15 protein-coding genes are annotated in these 15815 nt (G+C 55.6%); 11 read left to right on the forward strand and 4 right to left on the reverse strand.

The window, feature by feature from the left end; all coding sequences use genetic code 11:
- Positions 1 to 26 precede the first annotated feature (26 nt).
- On the forward strand, positions 27 to 1205 hold the full coding sequence (gene xylR, locus FZF21_RS21075; protein WP_003860152.1) for a D-xylose utilization transcriptional activator XylR: 1179 nt from the start codon (positions 27 to 29) through the stop codon (positions 1203 to 1205).
- 35 nt (positions 1206 to 1240) lie between these two features.
- Here the strand turns inward: xylR and FZF21_RS21080 are convergent, their stop codons facing one another.
- Positions 1241 to 2065, reverse strand: a complete 825-nt coding sequence (locus FZF21_RS21080) for a protein bax (protein ID WP_023295596.1) — start codon at positions 2063 to 2065, stop codon at positions 1241 to 1243.
- A 314-nt stretch (positions 2066 to 2379) separates the two neighbouring features.
- Here FZF21_RS21080 and FZF21_RS21085 point away from each other — a divergent pair, with 314 nt between their 5' ends.
- Entirely contained in the window at positions 2380 to 4410 is a 2031-nt protein-coding gene (locus FZF21_RS21085) for an alpha-amylase (protein ID WP_149121151.1), read from the forward strand.
- A 190-nt stretch (positions 4411 to 4600) separates the two neighbouring features.
- Positions 4601 to 5854 carry a valine--pyruvate transaminase gene (gene avtA / locus FZF21_RS21090; protein WP_015572749.1) on the forward strand — a complete coding sequence of 418 codons (1254 nt, stop codon included), beginning with the start codon at positions 4601 to 4603 and terminating at the stop codon, positions 5852 to 5854.
- A 7-nt stretch (positions 5855 to 5861) separates the two neighbouring features.
- On the opposite strand, the gene FZF21_RS21095 is transcribed toward avtA, so the two are convergent.
- Positions 5862 to 6317 (reverse strand): 4Fe-4S dicluster domain-containing protein, encoded by a 456-nt coding sequence (locus FZF21_RS21095; protein ID WP_023295598.1) that lies wholly within the window; start codon positions 6315 to 6317, stop codon positions 5862 to 5864.
- Positions 6318 to 6320: 3 nt separating this feature from the next.
- Complete coding sequence (gene yiaJ / locus FZF21_RS21100) at positions 6321 to 7139, reverse strand: IclR family transcriptional regulator YiaJ (RefSeq protein ID WP_015572751.1); 819 nt, start codon at positions 7137 to 7139, stop codon at positions 6321 to 6323.
- A 224-nt stretch (positions 7140 to 7363) separates the two neighbouring features.
- Here yiaJ and yiaK point away from each other — a divergent pair, with 224 nt between their 5' ends.
- From yiaK to araD, 8 genes are all read left to right on the forward strand, one after another.
- A complete protein-coding gene (gene yiaK, locus FZF21_RS21105; RefSeq protein ID WP_015572752.1) occupies positions 7364 to 8362 on the forward strand; it encodes a 3-dehydro-L-gulonate 2-dehydrogenase in 999 nt (332 codons plus the stop codon).
- Between the two features lie 10 nt (positions 8363 to 8372).
- Entirely contained in the window at positions 8373 to 8840 is a 468-nt protein-coding gene (locus FZF21_RS21110) for a YhcH/YjgK/YiaL family protein (RefSeq protein ID WP_015572753.1), read from the forward strand.
- Between the two features lie 26 nt (positions 8841 to 8866).
- On the forward strand, positions 8867 to 9793 hold the full coding sequence (locus tag FZF21_RS21115; protein WP_048219336.1) for a DUF4862 family protein: 927 nt from the start codon (positions 8867 to 8869) through the stop codon (positions 9791 to 9793).
- 45 nt (positions 9794 to 9838) lie between these two features.
- On the forward strand, positions 9839 to 11158 hold the full coding sequence (locus tag FZF21_RS21120; protein WP_022652031.1) for an MFS transporter: 1320 nt from the start codon (positions 9839 to 9841) through the stop codon (positions 11156 to 11158).
- Between the two features lie 76 nt (positions 11159 to 11234).
- A complete protein-coding gene (locus FZF21_RS21125; RefSeq protein WP_058685864.1) occupies positions 11235 to 12740 on the forward strand; it encodes an FGGY-family carbohydrate kinase in 1506 nt (501 codons plus the stop codon).
- Positions 12737 to 13390, forward strand: a complete 654-nt coding sequence (gene ulaD, locus FZF21_RS21130; RefSeq protein ID WP_047052152.1) for a 3-keto-L-gulonate-6-phosphate decarboxylase UlaD — start codon at positions 12737 to 12739, stop codon at positions 13388 to 13390. The genes FZF21_RS21125 and ulaD overlap by 4 nt, the downstream gene beginning before the upstream one ends.
- A gap of 2 nt (positions 13391 to 13392) precedes the next feature.
- Positions 13393 to 14253, forward strand: a complete 861-nt coding sequence (locus FZF21_RS21135) for an L-ribulose-5-phosphate 3-epimerase (protein WP_045616101.1) — start codon at positions 13393 to 13395, stop codon at positions 14251 to 14253.
- Positions 14247 to 14942 (forward strand): L-ribulose-5-phosphate 4-epimerase, encoded by a 696-nt coding sequence (araD, locus tag FZF21_RS21140; RefSeq protein WP_047736587.1) that lies wholly within the window; start codon positions 14247 to 14249, stop codon positions 14940 to 14942. Before FZF21_RS21135 ends, araD begins: the two co-directional genes overlap by 7 nt.
- Here araD and FZF21_RS21145 read toward each other — a convergent pair whose 3' ends face one another.
- Positions 14943 to 15761: a helix-turn-helix domain-containing protein gene (locus FZF21_RS21145; protein ID WP_032649828.1), complete on the reverse strand. Its 819-nt coding sequence runs from the start codon at positions 15759 to 15761 to the stop codon at positions 14943 to 14945. It lies immediately after the preceding gene.
- Between the last annotated feature and the right edge of the window lie 54 nt (positions 15762 to 15815).

Consider the following 15815-nt stretch of genomic DNA (forward strand, 5'->3'; position numbering starts at 1 on the left):
ATCGTGACTAATTTGGGAAATGAGCCATGTTTGAAAAGCGTCACCGCATTACGTTGTTATTCAATGCCAACAAAGCCTATGACCGGCAGGTGGTTGAAGGGGTTGGCGAATATTTGCAGGCGTCGCAATCCGAATGGGATATTTTCATCGAAGAAGATTTTCGTACCCGTCTGGAGAACATCAAAGACTGGCTGGGAGATGGGGTCATCGCTGACTTTGACGACCCCGTGATTGAACAGTTGCTGAGTGGCGTCGACGTGCCTATCGTGGGCGTTGGCGGCTCTTACCATACACCGGAACATTACCCCCCCGTTCACTATATCGCCACGGATAACCATGCTCTGGTCGAGACCGCCTTCCTCCATTTAAAGGAGAAAGGCGTACATCGTTTTGCGTTTTACGGATTGCCCGCCACCAGCGGAAAGCGCTGGGCGATGGAGCGTGAATATGCCTTCTGCCAGCTGGTTGCCCAGGAGAAATATCGCGGCGTCGTTTATCAGGGGCTGGAAACCGCGCCAGAAAACTGGCAGCACGCACAAAATCGCCTGGCTGACTGGCTGCAAACGCTGCCACCCCAGACAGGGATTATCGCCGTGACGGACGCCCGCGCCCGCCACGTATTACAGGTGTGCGAACATTTGCATATTCCGGTGCCTGAAAAGCTGTGCGTGATTGGTATTGATAACGAAGAGCTTACGCGCTATCTGTCGCGCGTGGCGCTCTCATCCGTGGCTCAGGGTACCCGTCAGATGGGCTATCAGGCCGCAAAGCTGCTGCACAGACTGTTAGACAACGAATCCCTGCCGCTCCAGCGTCTGCTGGTTCCGCCCGTTCGCGTGGTCGAGCGTCGCTCAACTGACTACCGCTCCTTAAACGATCCGGCCGTGATTCAGGCGATGCACTACATTCGCAATCATGCCTGCAAAGGGATTAAGGTCGATCAGGTGCTCGATTCGGTCGGCATTTCACGTTCGAATCTGGAGAAGCGGTTCAAAGAGGAAGTCGGTGAGACGATTCACGCCGTGATCCATGCGGAAAAGCTGGAGAAAGCGCGCAGTCTGCTGATCTCCACCTCGCTGTCGATCAACGAGATTTCACAGATGTGCGGCTATCCGTCGCTTCAGTATTTCTATTCGGTGTTCAGAAAAGAGTATGACACCACGCCGAAGGAGTACCGGGAACGGTACAGTGAAGTCCTGCTCTAGAAAAAAGAACGCCTTCCAGGGGAAGGCGTTTTTCATTACATATGTGCGGCAATCAGACGCTGGTTATCCTGATACATGGAGAACAGGTAATTGTTATAACGCTGTCCCTGAGTGGAATAACCTTTCAGCTTGTGGATCATCGCCGTAGCCGTTACTTCCTGATCCGCCTTACGCAGCTGAGCGCGTGACTTACGGAACGAGGAGTAGGCCGGATGGGTGTTCAGGTTCACCACATAGGCATTCACGGAATCTTTCACCGATTCAAACTGTGAATAGCCCTTCACCTTGCCGGGTGCATTAGTACAACGACCTTTTGCGCATTTCATGCCAAACAGATTGTTGTTGTTGCGCGCCAGCTTCGAGGTGCCCCAACCGCTTTCGGCGGCGGCCATTGTCGCGACCATACTGCCTGGAATAATGTCCACACGCTCTAACAGAGTGTTCCACGGCACACGACGCGTGTTCCCGCTCCACTTCACTTTATAGCGTTTGGCGATGTCTTTCAGGCGAGTGCGCTCAGACGGCGACCAGCGGCTATCGTACTGTTTGGAGATCAGCCAGTTACGATCCGCAGTAATCGCGGCATTTTGACTTTTAATGTAAGGCATTACCGTCCGGAGAAACGCTTTTTTCCTTGGTGTCCCGGAAGGGTATTTTCGCAAATCAGGAAGTGAACTACTCTTTGCACTATTGCGAGAATACTCTTGTTTACTGCTAACCTTACTGCTTGTCGTCTTTATTACGTGGGCTTTCTTACTCGTTGTATCCGCGTGCGTCTTTGCAAGCACCTCACCTGAAAATGCCATGGTGAGTAACATGAGTATCGCGGCCCCATATCGTCGAATGGGAGTCGATATCATTAGGTCTCCTGGTCGGATATAAACATTCCAACACCTTATTTTCTTCAAAAATTTGAGAGCGGAATCTCAAATCATACCAAAAATAGTCCTCAAGAGCACGTATACAAATAGTCCAATTCCGAAACTATGTCATCCGGAACATGCTCATTAAATCACCAGCACTGGAAAAATGTGCGCGATATCGCAGATAACTGCCTAATTTTGCGCGGGATCACTCATCCCTTCGCGTCCTCCTGGCAGAAAGCCTCAGAGGAGGAGTTTTTCCCCTGAGCCGAGTGGCACACTGGTCAAAAATGCCGCGACAGGAAAATGGAATGAAACGCACTGCATTAGCTGTTCTGATGTTACCCGCATTCGCGCATGCCGACTGGTCATCGCCGGAATTTAACGCGTTTAGCGCTGAAGGTACCGGCGTCTTTACCAGCCAGGCAACGCTTGCGAAGGGTACCCGCCCGCTGACGTTGAGTCTTGATAACGCGTGCTGGCAGCCGACAGGTGCCAACAAACTCAACGAGATGCTGTCGCTCAAACCCTGCGAAGGGACCCCACCGCAGTGGCGGTTATTCCGTGACGGCGTTTATCAGATGCGTATTGATACGCGCTCGGGAACGCCGACGCTGATGTTGACGGTACAAAGTGCGGCGCCACAGCCTGTCGCAAACGTTACCCGCCAGTGCCCGAAGTGGGACGGCAAACCGCTCACGATCGATGTCGTTAACACCTTTCCGGAAGGCACGGTGGTGCGTGATTTTTACAGCAAACAGACCGCGACCGTTCAAAACGGCAAAGTAATTCTTCAGCCAGCCGCCAACAGCAATGGCCTGCTGCTGCTTGAGCGCGCCGAGACGGACAAACCCGCGCCATTCAGCTGGCAAAACGCCACCGTCTATTTCGTGCTGACCGATCGCTTCGTAAATGGCGACCCCACCAACGACAACAGCTATGGCCGCCATAAAGACGGTATGCAGGAGATTGGTACTTTCCACGGCGGCGATCTGAAAGGGCTTACCAGCAAACTGGATTACCTTCAGCAACTGGGCGTGAATGCGCTCTGGATAAGCTCACCGCTGGAGCAAATCCACGGCTGGGTTGGCGGCGGCACCAAAGGGGATTTCCCCCACTACGCCTATCACGGCTATTACACTCAGGACTGGGCGAAACTCGACGCCAACATGGGCAGCGAAGATGATTTACGCCAGCTTGTCGACGACGCGCACAGGCGCGGTATCCGCGTCCTGTTTGACATTGTCATGAACCACGCGGGTTATGCGACGCTTGCAGATATGCAGGAGTATCAGTTTGGCGCGCTCTATTTGCAGGGCGATGAGCTGAAAAAAACCCTCGGCGAGCGCTGGACTGACTGGAAGCCAGGCGCCGGTCAAAGCTGGCACAGCTTCAACGATTACATCAACTTCAGTGACAAAGCCGCATGGGAAAAATGGTGGGGTAAAAAATGGATCCGTACCGATATCGGTGATTATGACAACCCGGGCTTTGACGATCTGACCATGTCGCTGGCCTTCCTGCCGGATCTGAAAACGGAATCTAAGATCCCGTCAGGTTTGCCGAACTTTTATCAACACAAGCCCGACACCAACGCGAAAGTGATGACGAATTTCACGCCGCGAGATTACCTGACCCACTGGCTCAGCCAGTGGGTACGTGACTACGGCATCGACGGCTTCCGGGTCGATACCGCTAAGCACGTTGAGCCTGAAGCCTGGCAGCAACTGAAAAACCAGGCCAGCCAGGCGCTGGCCGCGTGGAAAGCCGCCAACCCGGACAAAAAACTCGACAATGCGCCATTCTGGATGACCGGTGAATCCTGGGGCCACGGCGTGATGCAGAGCGATTATTACCGCCACGGCTTCGATGCGATGATCAACTTTGACTATCAGGAGCAGGCGGCGAAAGCGGTGGACTGTCTGGCCGATATGGATTTGACCTGGCAGCAAATGGCAGAAAAGCTGCAAAGTTTTAATGTGCTGAGCTATCTCTCCTCCCATGATACGCGTCTGTTCCGTGAAGGGGGCCAGCGCGCCGCTGAGTTACTGCTGCTGGCACCGGGAAGCGTCCAGATCTATTACGGCGATGAATCAGAGCGTCCATTCGGCCCGACGGGCTCCGATCCGCTACAGGGAACCCGTTCGGATATGAACTGGCAGGACGTCACGGGTAAACAGGCGTTAACTGTCGCCCACTGGCAGCTTCTGGGGCAGTTCCGCGCCCGTCATCCGGCGGTGGGTGAAGGCAAGCAAACAACGCTGTCAATGAAAGAGGGCTACGGCTTTGTGCGCGAGCACAAGGGCGATAAGGTGATGGTGGTGTGGGCGGGTAATCAATAGACCCCCTCACCCTAACCCTCTCCCCAGGGGGAGAGGGCCGGTGTGAGGGGCGTTCACCAGAACAATTCACCACACAAATACAAACCTACCACATAAAACAACAAATCCGACCACATTCGCCGATTTGCACCAACACGGTGCTGGCGTTATGGTTACTGCCTTTCATATTAAGCCCGACAGATCACCTGCTATGACGTTTTCACTATTCGGCGACAAATTTACCCGCCATTCAGGCATTACCCGCCTGATGGAGGACCTCAACGACGGGCTGCGCACCCCAGGCGCTATCATGCTTGGTGGCGGAAACCCGGCTCAAATTCCGGAGATGAACACCTACTTCCAGACGCTGCTGGCAGAGATGCTGGAAAACGGTAAAGCAACCGATGCGCTATGTAATTACGACGGCCCTCAGGGTAAAACAGAACTACTGACGCTTCTGGCGGCAATGCTGCGGGAAGCGCTGGGTTGGGATATCGAACCACAGAATATTGCACTGACAAACGGCAGTCAGAGCGCGTTTTTCTACTTATTCAATCTGTTCGCCGGACGCCGCGCCGACGGCACCACGAAAAAAGTGCTGTTCCCGCTGGCACCGGAGTATATCGGCTATGCCGATGCCGGCCTCGAAGAAGACCTGTTTGTTTCCGCACGTCCGAATATCGAGTTGCTGCCAGAGGGCCAGTTCAAATATCACGTCGATTTTGAACATCTGCATATCGGTGAAGAGACGGGCATGATCTGCGTATCACGTCCCACCAACCCGACGGGCAACGTGATCACCGACGACGAGCTGATGAAGCTGGATGCGCTGGCGAATCAGCACGGCATCCCGCTGGTGATCGATAATGCCTATGGCGTACCGTTCCCGGGGATCATCTTCAGCGAAGCGCGTCCGCTATGGAACCCGAATATCATCCTCTGCATGAGCCTCTCCAAGCTGGGCCTGCCGGGCAGCCGCTGCGGCATTATCATTGCTAACGAGAAAATCATCACCGCCATTACCAACATGAACGGCATTATTAGCCTTTCTCCTGGCGGCATCGGCCCGGCGATGATGTGCGAGATGATCAGGCGTAACGACCTGCTGCGCCTGTCGAATGAGGTGATTAAGCCGTTTTACTCTCAGCGCGTTCAGGAAACTATTGCCATCCTTCGCCGCTACTTACCGGAAGAACGCTGCCTGATCCATAAACCGGAAGGGGCAATTTTCCTGTGGCTGTGGTTTAAGGATCTGCCCATTACGACAGAGCTGCTTTATCAGCGTCTGAAAAAACGTGGCGTACTGATGGTGCCAGGGGATTACTTCTTCCCGGGGCTGGATAAGCCGTGGCCGCACACGCACCAGTGCATGCGCATGAACTACGTCCCGGACCCGGAAAAAATCGAAGCGGGTGTGAAAATTCTCGCCGAAGAGATTGAGAACGCCTGGCGCGAAGCCGGTTAATAAAACCTCAGGCCAGATTACGCAGCCGTTCCGCGCGTAATCTGGCGGGGTCTATGCAGCGCAGCGCGTGGGTGGGACAGGCTTCGACGCAGGCGGGACCGCCCTCGCGATGCGCGCACAAATCACATTTCAGCGCCTGAACGCGATCTTCCACGACCCGAACCTGCATTGCCCCGAACGGGCACGCCACCATACAGCTTTTGCAGCCGATACAGCGAGCCTGCTCAACGAGCCAGGCTCCCGCAGCACGGTGAATGGCCCCCGTCGGGCAGACATTCGCGCAGGGCGCATCTTCACACTGGTGGCAGCCCACGGCCGTGGTGAAGGTACCCCCCTTAACCACGCGGATCCGTGACGTAAGCGCTTCTGGCGTGGCGCTGCTTTGATGCGACATCATGCACGCCACCTCACAGGTGCGGCACCCGATACATTTTTCTGGATCCGTCAGAATAAATCGGTTCATCAGTTACGCCTCGCGCACGTTAAACCCCAGTTCTTTCGAGATAGCTTCCGCCGTGTCACGCAGCGGTTTTAGCAAGTTTTTCTCACCCACCTGCTTCATGCGCGACGTCGACAGCGAAATGGAGATGGCATAGGGCACGCGCCCGTGAATATCAAAGACCGGCACGGCGATACATGACACACCCAGTTCGTTCTCTTCTTTATCCATCGCCATACTGTGATCGCGAATTTCCGCCAGCTCATCATACATCGCGCTCAGTTCGGTGATGGTGTTGCGGGTCAAAGGTTGGATCTGTTCCTGGTGGCTTTCCCAGTAGCTCGCCACGTAATCCTGATGGCCAAACGCCATATAGATTTTGCCCATCGCAGAACAATAGAGCGGCATATGCTGGCCGATATATGCGCGCGTGCGCAGCATACCGGTTGTCGGCTCAAGCTTATAAATCAGGATCGCGTGATCATCTTCACGGCTGGAGAAGTTGACCGTTTCGCCGGTGGCAATGTTCAGCGCCTCGAGGTGCGGCGCCGCCACGTGAATAATATTGAGCGATGAAAGCGCCTTTTGCCCGACGGCGATAAATTTGGTGGTCAGACGATAGCTCCCTGCCGCCGGCGCCGGCGTCACGTACCCGCACGACTGCAACCCCTGCAATAACCGGTGCACGGTGCTTTTATTCAGCCCCGCCAGTTCTGATAAATGCGCAAGCGGACACCCGTTCGGATAGTTACTGAGGATTTCAATCAGCATCAGGCCGCGAAACAAGCTCTGGCTACCTGCTGGCCTCTCTTTTTCTTGCGTCATTTCGCTCTCTTTTATGCTCATCAAATGGCTCCTGTTTATCGCGCCCTGATGGTAGCGCAAAGTGTGGTTTAGTTCACGATCTCAACAGAAAAAACACAACCATTTGATTTTAATCGATTTTGAAAAACGTGAATGTCGTTGATCTGACAAAATTTGATCGTTATATTTGAAATCAGATTTCGTATAGTGAAATTTAGCGATAAAAAAGCACTCGCACTTGCCCCTAAAAAAACAGGAGAACAGGGATGAAAGTGACCTTCGAAGAGTTGAAAGCGGCGTTCAATCGGGTTCTGCTCGATCGCGGTGTAAAAGCGGATACCGCAGACGCCTGCGCCGAGATGTTCGCCCGCACCACGGAGTCCGGCGTTTATTCACACGGCGTCAACCGCTTCCCGCGATTTATTCAGCAGCTTGACGCAGGCGACATCATCCCTGACGCCCAGCCGAAACGCGTAACGACATTAGGTGCCATCGAACAGTGGGATGCCCAGCGTTCCATCGGCAACCTGACGGCGAAGAAGATGATGGACCGTGCTACCGAGCTGGCGTCCGATCACGGGATCGGCCTGGTGGCGCTGCGTAACGCTAACCACTGGATGCGCGGCGGCAGCTACGGCTGGCAGGCGGCGGAGAAAGGCTATATCGGCATCTGCTGGACCAACTCTATTGCCGTGATGCCCGCGTGGGGATCAAAAGAATGCTGCATCGGCACAAACCCGCTGATCGTCGCTATCCCGTCGAATCCAATCACCATGGTCGATATGTCGATGTCGATGTTCTCCTACGGCATGCTGGAGGTGAATCGCCTGGCCGGACGCGAATTACCGGTCGACGGCGGCTTTGACGATGAAGGCAATCTGACCAGAGAGCCGGGCGTGATTGAGAAAAACCGTCGCATTCTGCCCATGGGCTACTGGAAAGGTTCCGGCTTGTCGATTGTGCTCGACATGATCGCCACCCTGCTCTCTGACGGCGCGTCCGTCGCGGAAGTGACCCAGGACAACAGCGACGAATACGGCGTATCGCAGATCTTTATCGCCATCGAAGTGGATCGCCTGATCGACGGTCCAACCCGCGATGCCAAACTACAGCGCATCATGGACTTCATCACCACCGCAGAACGCGCTGATGAAAATGTCGCCGTCCGTCTGCCAGGCCATGAGTTCACACGCCTGCTGGAGGAGAATCGCCGCAACGGCATCACGGTTGACGACAGTGTGTGGGCGAAAATCCAGTCTCTGTAAGGAGTGGGTCATGATATTCGGACATATTGCACAGCCAAATCCATGTCGCCTGCCGCTGGCGATAGAAAAGGCGCTTAATTTTCTGCGTACCACGGATTTCACCACCCTGGCGCCGGGCGTGATCGAAATTGAAGGCCGCAACATTTTTGCCCAGGTTCTCGACCTCACCACAAAGGAACAACACGAGAACCGCCCTGAAGTCCATCGCCGCTATCTGGATATCCAGTTTCTGGCCTGGGGCGAAGAAAAAATCGGTATTGCTATTGATACCGGGAATAACAAAATCAGCGAATCATTGCTGGAGCAACGGGATATTATTTTTTATCACGACAGCGAACATGAGTCATTTATCGAAATGATACCTGGCAGTTACGCCATATTTTTCCCGCAGGATGTTCATCGTCCTGCCTGTATTAAAAACAAGGGATCCGCAATTCGTAAAATTGTGGTGAAAGTGGCCATCAGCGAATTAGATTAATTTTCTGATAAATACAGGAATGCGAAATGACCAACACCGGTTTTATTATTGGTGCGTACCCCTGCGCACCTTCGTTTCACCAGAAAGGGGAGCAGGAAGAACACGCCTTCTGGCGGGAACTTTCCGACACGCCAAATATTCGCGGGCTGGAACAACCTTGCCTTGAAAACCTCCATCCGTTTGGTGATGAATGGCTGTTTTGTCATACGCCGGGCGACTGGCAGATCGTTGTCACAGCCGTTATGGAAACCATGCGCCGCCGCGGCAGCAACGGCGCGTTTGGCCTGGCGTCCGCGGACGAAGAACAGCGTAAAGCGTGTATTGAATATTACCGCCATCTGCATCAAAAGATTGATGCCGTTAATACCCGCTTTCCCGGGAAAGTGATCGCTCTGGAAATGCAGGCCGCACCGCAGGCGGGTAATGATTCTGTCGAGCAAGCGACAGAAGCATTCTCCCGCTCAGTACGGGAAATCGCGAGCTGGGACTGGGGCTGCGATCTGGTGCTGGAACACTGTGATGCGATGAATGGCCCGGCGCCGCGTAAAGGGTTCTTGCCCTTAGAGCAGGTGCTGGAGGTAGTGAAAGAGACCGATATCAGCGTCTGTATCAACTGGGCACGTTCGGCCATCGAAGGTCGCAACACCGCCCTTCCGCTGGAACATGTTCAGGCGGCACTCGCTGCCGGGAAGCTGGGGGCGCTGATGTTTTCGGGCACGACCCCTCACGGTGAGTATGGAGAATGGCAGGATCTGCACGCGCCGTTTTCTTCGTTCTGCGCCGACAGTCTCATGTCCACTGAACATGTAAAAACGCTGTTTACTGCGGCGAGCGCCGCAACATTGAAATTCTCCGGTATTAAATTACTGGAAATAAATGCTAATGCTGACGTCAGCCATCGCATCGCTATTTTGCGCGACGGCATTAGCGCTATGAATAAAGCGTCACAATAAAAATAAAGAATACATTTTCCGGTTACCTTCAATGAGATATTAACTATGAATATTTCTTCAAATGCTCTACACGCGGACATTCCGCGCCAGCGCTGGCTAAGGATCATTCCCCCTATTCTTATCGCCTGCATTATTTCCTATATGGACCGCGTAAATATAGCTTTTGCGATGCCCGGCGGTATGGATGAAGAGCTGGGCATTTCCGCCACGATGGCGGGCCTGGCGGGGGGGATCTTTTTTATCGGCTATTTGTTCCTGCAAGTTCCCGGCGGCAAAATTGCCGTGCACGGCAGCGGTAAGAAGTTTATCGGCTGGTCGCTGGTTGCCTGGGCGGTGATCTCGGTTCTGACCGGGCTTGTGACCAACCAGTATCAGCTGCTGGTGCTGCGCTTCTTACTCGGCGTGGCGGAAGGTGGGATGCTGCCCGTTGTGCTCACGATGATCAGTAACTGGTTCCCGGATGCCGAGCGCGGCCGCGCCAACGCGATTGTGATCATGTTCGTGCCCATCGCCGGGATCATCACCGCCCCGCTGTCGGGCTGGATTATTACCGCTCTCGACTGGCGCTGGCTGTTCATTATTGAAGGTCTGATGTCCGTTGTTGTGCTGGTGCTGTGGGCGTTCACCGTCTACGACCGACCGCAGGAAGCACGCTGGATCTCTGAGGCCGAGAAAAACTACCTGGTACAAACGCTGGCGGCAGAGCAGCAGGCCATTGCGGGTAAAGAGGTGAAAAACGCCTCGCTCAGCGCGGTGCTGTCTGACAAAACCATGTGGCAGCTGATCGCCCTCAACTTCTTCTACCAGACTGGCATTTACGGTTACACCCTCTGGCTGCCCACCATTCTGAAGGAGCTGACGCACACCAGCATCGGCCAGGTGGGAATGCTCGCCATTCTGCCTTACATCGGCGCTATTGCCGGTATGTTCCTGTTCTCTTCGCTCTCTGACCGCACCGGCAAGCGCAAGCTGTTTGTCTCCCTGCCATTGATTGGCTTTGCGCTCTGCATGTTCCTCTCCGTGGCGCTGAAAGAGCACACCTGGCTGGCCTATGCCGCGCTGGTGGGCTGTGGCTTCTTCCTGCAATCCGCAGCGGGGGTGTTCTGGACCATACCGGCGCGTCTGTTCAGCGCTGAGATGGCGGGTGGCGCTCGCGGCGTGATTAATGCCCTGGGCAACCTCGGCGGGTTCTGCGGTCCTTATGCGGTAGGCGTACTGATCACCCTGTACAGCAAAGACGCAGGCGTTTACTGCCTGGCAGTTTCGCTGGCGCTGGCATCGCTGCTGGCCCTGCTGTTACCGGCGAAATGCGATGCCGGAGCAGAGCCCAACCCCACGGTGACTCCACATAAACGTGCGGCCTGAGGCCCTCACCTGACCCACTAAACCAAACCGTAGGCCGGGTAAGCGAAGCGCCACCCGGCAATTAAGCGAGAAGAAGATGAGTGAAAAAGAGCCCTTCTGGCTGGGTATCGATTGTGGCGGTACTTATCTGAAAGCCGGTTTATACAACAGCCAGGGCAAAGAAGTCTGTATTGAACGCCGCTCAGTGGCCACGCTCAGCCCCCGCGCCGGCTACGCCGAGCGGGATATGCACCAGCTCTGGCAGCACTGCCACAAAACTGTCGCCCTGCTGCTCAAAAATTCAGGCGCTGACGGCGGTCAGATCAAAGGCGTTGGCATTTCAGCCCAGGGCAAGGGGCTGTTTCTGCTCGATAAACAGGATCGCCCCCTGGGTAACGCCATACTCTCCTCCGATCGCCGTGCGCTGGAGATCGTGCAACGCTGGCAGCAGGACGGTATACCCGAAAAGCTCTATCCGCATACTCGCCAGACGCTGTGGACGGGGCATCCGGCCTCACTCCTGCGCTGGGTTAAAGAGAACGAGCCGCAGCGGTATCAGCAAATTGGCAGCGTGATGATGGCGCACGATTACCTGCGCTGGTGTCTGACCGGGGTCAAAGGCTGCGAAGAGAGCAACATCTCGGAATCCAATCTCTACAACATGAATACCGGGCAGTACGATCCGCAGCTCACGCGCTGGCTCGGCATCAGCGACATTGACGGTGCCCTGCCGCCTATTATCGGTTCAGCAGAAATTTGCGGGGAAATCACCGCTCAGGCAGCCGCACTGACCGGTCTCACGGCGGGTACTCCCGTCGTTGGTGGACTGTTTGATGTGGTTTCCACCGCGATCTGCGCCGGGCTGCATGACGAACATACGCTGAATGCCGTAATGGGGACCTGGGCCGTAACCAGTGGGATTGCCCACGGCATCCGCGACAACGAGCCTTTCCCCTACGTCTATGGCCGCTACGTCCATCCGCAGCAGTTCATCGTTCATGAAGCCAGCCCCACGTCGTCCGGCAACCTGGAATGGCTGACGGCCCAATGGGGCGATATGTCATTCGATGAGATTAACCACGCCGTGGCCAGCCTGCCAAAAGCTGAAAGCGATGTGTTCTTCCTGCCTTTCCTCTACGGCAGCAACGCCGGGCTGGAGATGACCAGCGGCTTCTATGGCTTGCAGGCGCTGCATACCCGCGCGCACCTCCTCCAGGCGGTTTATGAAGGGGTGGTATTCAGCCACATGACCCACCTCAACCGTATGCTCGAACGCTTTCCCCACGTGCAGGCCCTGCGCGTGACGGGCGGCCCCACCCATTCGGACGTGTGGATGCAGATGCTCGCGGACGTCAGCGGCCTGGCGATTGAACTCCCGCAGGTGGAAGAGACCGGCTGTTCCGGTGCGGCGCTGGCCGCGCTCGTCGGTACAGGCCTCTATCCCGATTTTTACGCCGCTCAGCGCGCCCTCAGGCATGACATCCGGATGATTGAACCTGACATGTGTGCTCATGCCGCCTACCAGCGCAAATATCACCGTTACCAGCTACTGATTTCAGCATTACAGGGCTATCACGCCCGTGTTAAGGAGTACGACCTATGAGCCGACCATTATTGCAGCTGGCGCTCGACCACACCTCGCTTCAGGCCGCGCAGCGCGATGTCGCGACGCTTTCCGATCACGTCGACATCGTCGAAGCCGGTACCATCCTGTGCCTGACCGAAGGGCTAAACGCCGTTCGCGCCCTGCGTGCGCAGTGTCCGGATAAAATTATCGTGGCGGACTGGAAAGTCGCCGATGCCGGAGAAACGCTGGCTGAGCAGGCGTTTGGCGCAGGCGCAAACTGGATGACCATCATCTGTGCCGCCCCGCTGGCCACCGTTGAACGTGGTCACGAGGTCGCACTGCGCGGCGGCGGCGAGATCCAGATGGAGCTGTTTGGCAACTGGACGCTGGACGACGCCCGCGCGTGGCACCGCATCGGGGTGAAGCAGGCGATTTACCACCGCGGGCGCGACGCACAGGCCAGCGGCCAGCAGTGGGGCGAGGCGGATCTCAGCAAAATGAAGGCGCTGTCCGATATCGGGCTACAGCTTTCCATCACTGGCGGTATCACCCCCGCCGACCTGCCGCTGTTTAAGCAGATCAACGTCAAAGCCTTCATTGCCGGTCGCGCGCTGGCAGGCGCCGATAATCCGCCGCAGGTGGCACAGGCATTCCATTCGCAAATCCGCGACATCTGGGGAGAGTAACCATGCGTCAGCATCCGTTAGGCATTTACGAAAAAGCGCTGCCAAAAGATCTCTCCTGGCCGGAGCGCCTGGTTCTGGCAAAAAGCTGCGGCTTCGATTTTGTGGAGATGTCGGTGGATGAGACCGACGAGCGTTTATCGCGCCTTGAATGGAGTACCACGCAGCGCGCCTCTCTGGTGGAAGCGATGCTGGAGACCGGCGTGGCCATCCCGTCGATGTGCTTGTCTGCCCATCGTCGCTTCCCGTTTGGCAGCCGCGATGAAATCGTGCGCGAACGCGCCCGCGAGATCATGACCAAAGCCATCCGGCTGGCCCGTGATTTGGGTATTCGCACCATCCAGCTTGCGGGTTATGACGTGTACTACGAGGAGCACGACGAGGGCACGCAACAGCGCTTTGCCGAAGGGCTGGCGTGGGCCGTAGAGCAGGCTGCCGCCGCGCAGGTAATGCTGGCGGTAGAGATCATGGACACTGCGTTTATGAACTCCATCAGCAAGTGGAAAAAGTGGGACGACATGCTCGCCTCGCCGTGGTTCAGCGTTTACCCGGACGTCGGCAACCTGAGCGCGTGGGGCAACGACGTCACCGCCGAGCTGACGCTGGGCATTGACCGCATCGCCGCTATCCACCTGAAAGATACCCGGCCCGTTACCGAAAAAAGCCCCGGACAGTTCCGCGATGTGCCCTTTGGCGAGGGCTGCGTCGATTTCGTTGGCGTGTTTAATACGCTGAATCAACTTAACTATCGCGGCGCATTTCTGATTGAAATGTGGACCGAGAAAGCCAAAGAGCCGGTGCTGGAGATCATCCAGGCGCGCCGCTGGATTGAAGCCCGAATGCAGGAAGGAGGCATGACATGTTAGAACAACTTAAAGCCGAGGTGCTGGCGGCAAATCTCGCCCTGCCCGCCCACCAGCTGGTGACGTTCACCTGGGGCAACGTCAGCGCGGTTGACCGTGCCAGCGGCATGATGGTGATCAAACCATCCGGCGTGGAGTACGACGTGATGACCGCAGAAGATATGGTGGTGGTAAATATCGCCACGGGTAAAGTGGTCGAGGGGAGTAAAAAACCCTCCTCCGACACTCCGACCCATCTCGCGCTGTATCGTCGTTACCCGGAAATTGGCGGCATTGTGCATACCCATTCCCGCCACGCCACCATCTGGTCGCAGGCGGGGCAGGATTTACCCGCGTGGGGCACGACGCACGCGGACTATTTCTACGGTGCGATCCCCTGCACGCGGCTGATGACCCCGGCTGAAATCGCGGGTGAATATGAATACCAGACGGGGGAAGTCATTATCAAAACCTTCGAGGAGCGCGACATAAGCCCGATGCAGGTCCCGGCGGTGCTGGTTCATTCTCACGGCCCGTTTGCCTGGGGCAAAGACGCTGCCGATGCGGTACACAATGCCGTGGTGCTGGAAGAGTGCGCCTATATGGGGCTTTTCTCGCGCCAGCTTGCACCTCAGCTTCCGGTTATGCAGCAGGAATTGCTGGAGAAGCATTACCTGCGCAAGCATGGCGCAAATGCCTATTACGGCCAGTGATCATCCGGAATTAATATGCTCTTTACAGTACCGCCGTTTCCAGACGGCGGGCGTTAACCCGGTATGTTTTGAGAATATTTGCCGGAAATAACCCACGTCATTAAAACCGCACCGGGCGGCCACTTCAGTTAATGAGGCCGCATCGTTCAGCAGCAGTTTTTCAGCGGCCCTGACGCGCTGGCGGTGAATTGCCTCCGTCAGGGTTAAATGAAACGTCCGACGAAATACCCGCCCCAGGTAATCTGCGTTGCAGTGCAGCTCTTTTGCCAGCTGCGAAGTGGACAGGGGCAAATGAAAGTGCGTGCGGATAAGCTGCTTGGCCTTCCACGCCATTGCTGCGCCCGCATCATCCGCTTTATCTTCATATCCCGGCGAGAGCGATATCTGCTGCAAAATTAACAGCAAAATTATCTCCAGCGCCTGGCTACGCTGTAATTTTTCCTGCTCGCTTAAAAACTGACGGAATAACGCAATAACATATTGCGGATCCCGCACGCTACAGTGTTGCTCAATCGACAGCGGCGTCGCGCCTGGCAACACCGGCAAGCGTTCATCCACCTCAAAATGCAGCCAGTAAAATTTGAGATCGCCCGGAAAATCTTCCACGCCGACATGCCGCCGCTTCGGCCAAAGTAATAAACTCTCGCCAGCGTTTACCTCAAACAGCGTATTTTCCTCCTGGATCGTTAATGTCCCTTTTTCGACAAAAATTATCTCCCACGAAGATAATTTTCGTGCGGGATGACGGCCCACGCCCCGGGAGATAAATAACCCGCCATTTTGAACTCTAATCGGAAGTGCTATGGATAATTCAAGCATGGATATTCATTTTTCCGCTTTTTTGGTGGCTAATATTGTCTTTATCCCTTGATT

It is taken from the genome of Enterobacter sp. LU1, from assembly GCF_008271405.2.
In the GTDB taxonomy this organism is placed as follows: domain Bacteria; phylum Pseudomonadota; class Gammaproteobacteria; order Enterobacterales; family Enterobacteriaceae; genus Enterobacter; species Enterobacter hormaechei_C.

Excerpts from the sequence above, each read along its gene's own strand:
- xylR (WP_003860152.1), top strand. The coding sequence starts at position 27 with ATGTTTGAAAAGCGTCACCGCATTACGTTGTTATTCAATGCCAACAAA.
- FZF21_RS21080 (WP_023295596.1), bottom strand. The coding sequence starts at position 2,065 with ATGATATCGACTCCCATTCGACGATATGGGGCCGCGATACTCATGTTA.
- FZF21_RS21085 (WP_149121151.1), top strand. The coding sequence starts at position 2,380 with ATGAAACGCACTGCATTAGCTGTTCTGATGTTACCCGCATTCGCGCAT.
- avtA (WP_015572749.1), top strand. The coding sequence starts at position 4,601 with ATGACGTTTTCACTATTCGGCGACAAATTTACCCGCCATTCAGGCATT.
- FZF21_RS21095 (WP_023295598.1), bottom strand. The coding sequence starts at position 6,317 with ATGAACCGATTTATTCTGACGGATCCAGAAAAATGTATCGGGTGCCGC.
- yiaJ (WP_015572751.1), bottom strand. The coding sequence starts at position 7,139 with ATGAGCATAAAAGAGAGCGAAATGACGCAAGAAAAAGAGAGGCCAGCA.
- yiaK (WP_015572752.1), top strand. The coding sequence starts at position 7,364 with ATGAAAGTGACCTTCGAAGAGTTGAAAGCGGCGTTCAATCGGGTTCTG.
- FZF21_RS21110 (WP_015572753.1), top strand. The coding sequence starts at position 8,373 with ATGATATTCGGACATATTGCACAGCCAAATCCATGTCGCCTGCCGCTG.
- FZF21_RS21115 (WP_048219336.1), top strand. The coding sequence starts at position 8,867 with ATGACCAACACCGGTTTTATTATTGGTGCGTACCCCTGCGCACCTTCG.
- FZF21_RS21120 (WP_022652031.1), top strand. The coding sequence starts at position 9,839 with ATGAATATTTCTTCAAATGCTCTACACGCGGACATTCCGCGCCAGCGC.
- FZF21_RS21125 (WP_058685864.1), top strand. The coding sequence starts at position 11,235 with ATGAGTGAAAAAGAGCCCTTCTGGCTGGGTATCGATTGTGGCGGTACT.
- ulaD (WP_047052152.1), top strand. The coding sequence starts at position 12,737 with ATGAGCCGACCATTATTGCAGCTGGCGCTCGACCACACCTCGCTTCAG.
- FZF21_RS21135 (WP_045616101.1), top strand. The coding sequence starts at position 13,393 with ATGCGTCAGCATCCGTTAGGCATTTACGAAAAAGCGCTGCCAAAAGAT.
- araD (WP_047736587.1), top strand. The coding sequence starts at position 14,247 with ATGTTAGAACAACTTAAAGCCGAGGTGCTGGCGGCAAATCTCGCCCTG.
- FZF21_RS21145 (WP_032649828.1), bottom strand. The coding sequence starts at position 15,761 with ATGCTTGAATTATCCATAGCACTTCCGATTAGAGTTCAAAATGGCGGG.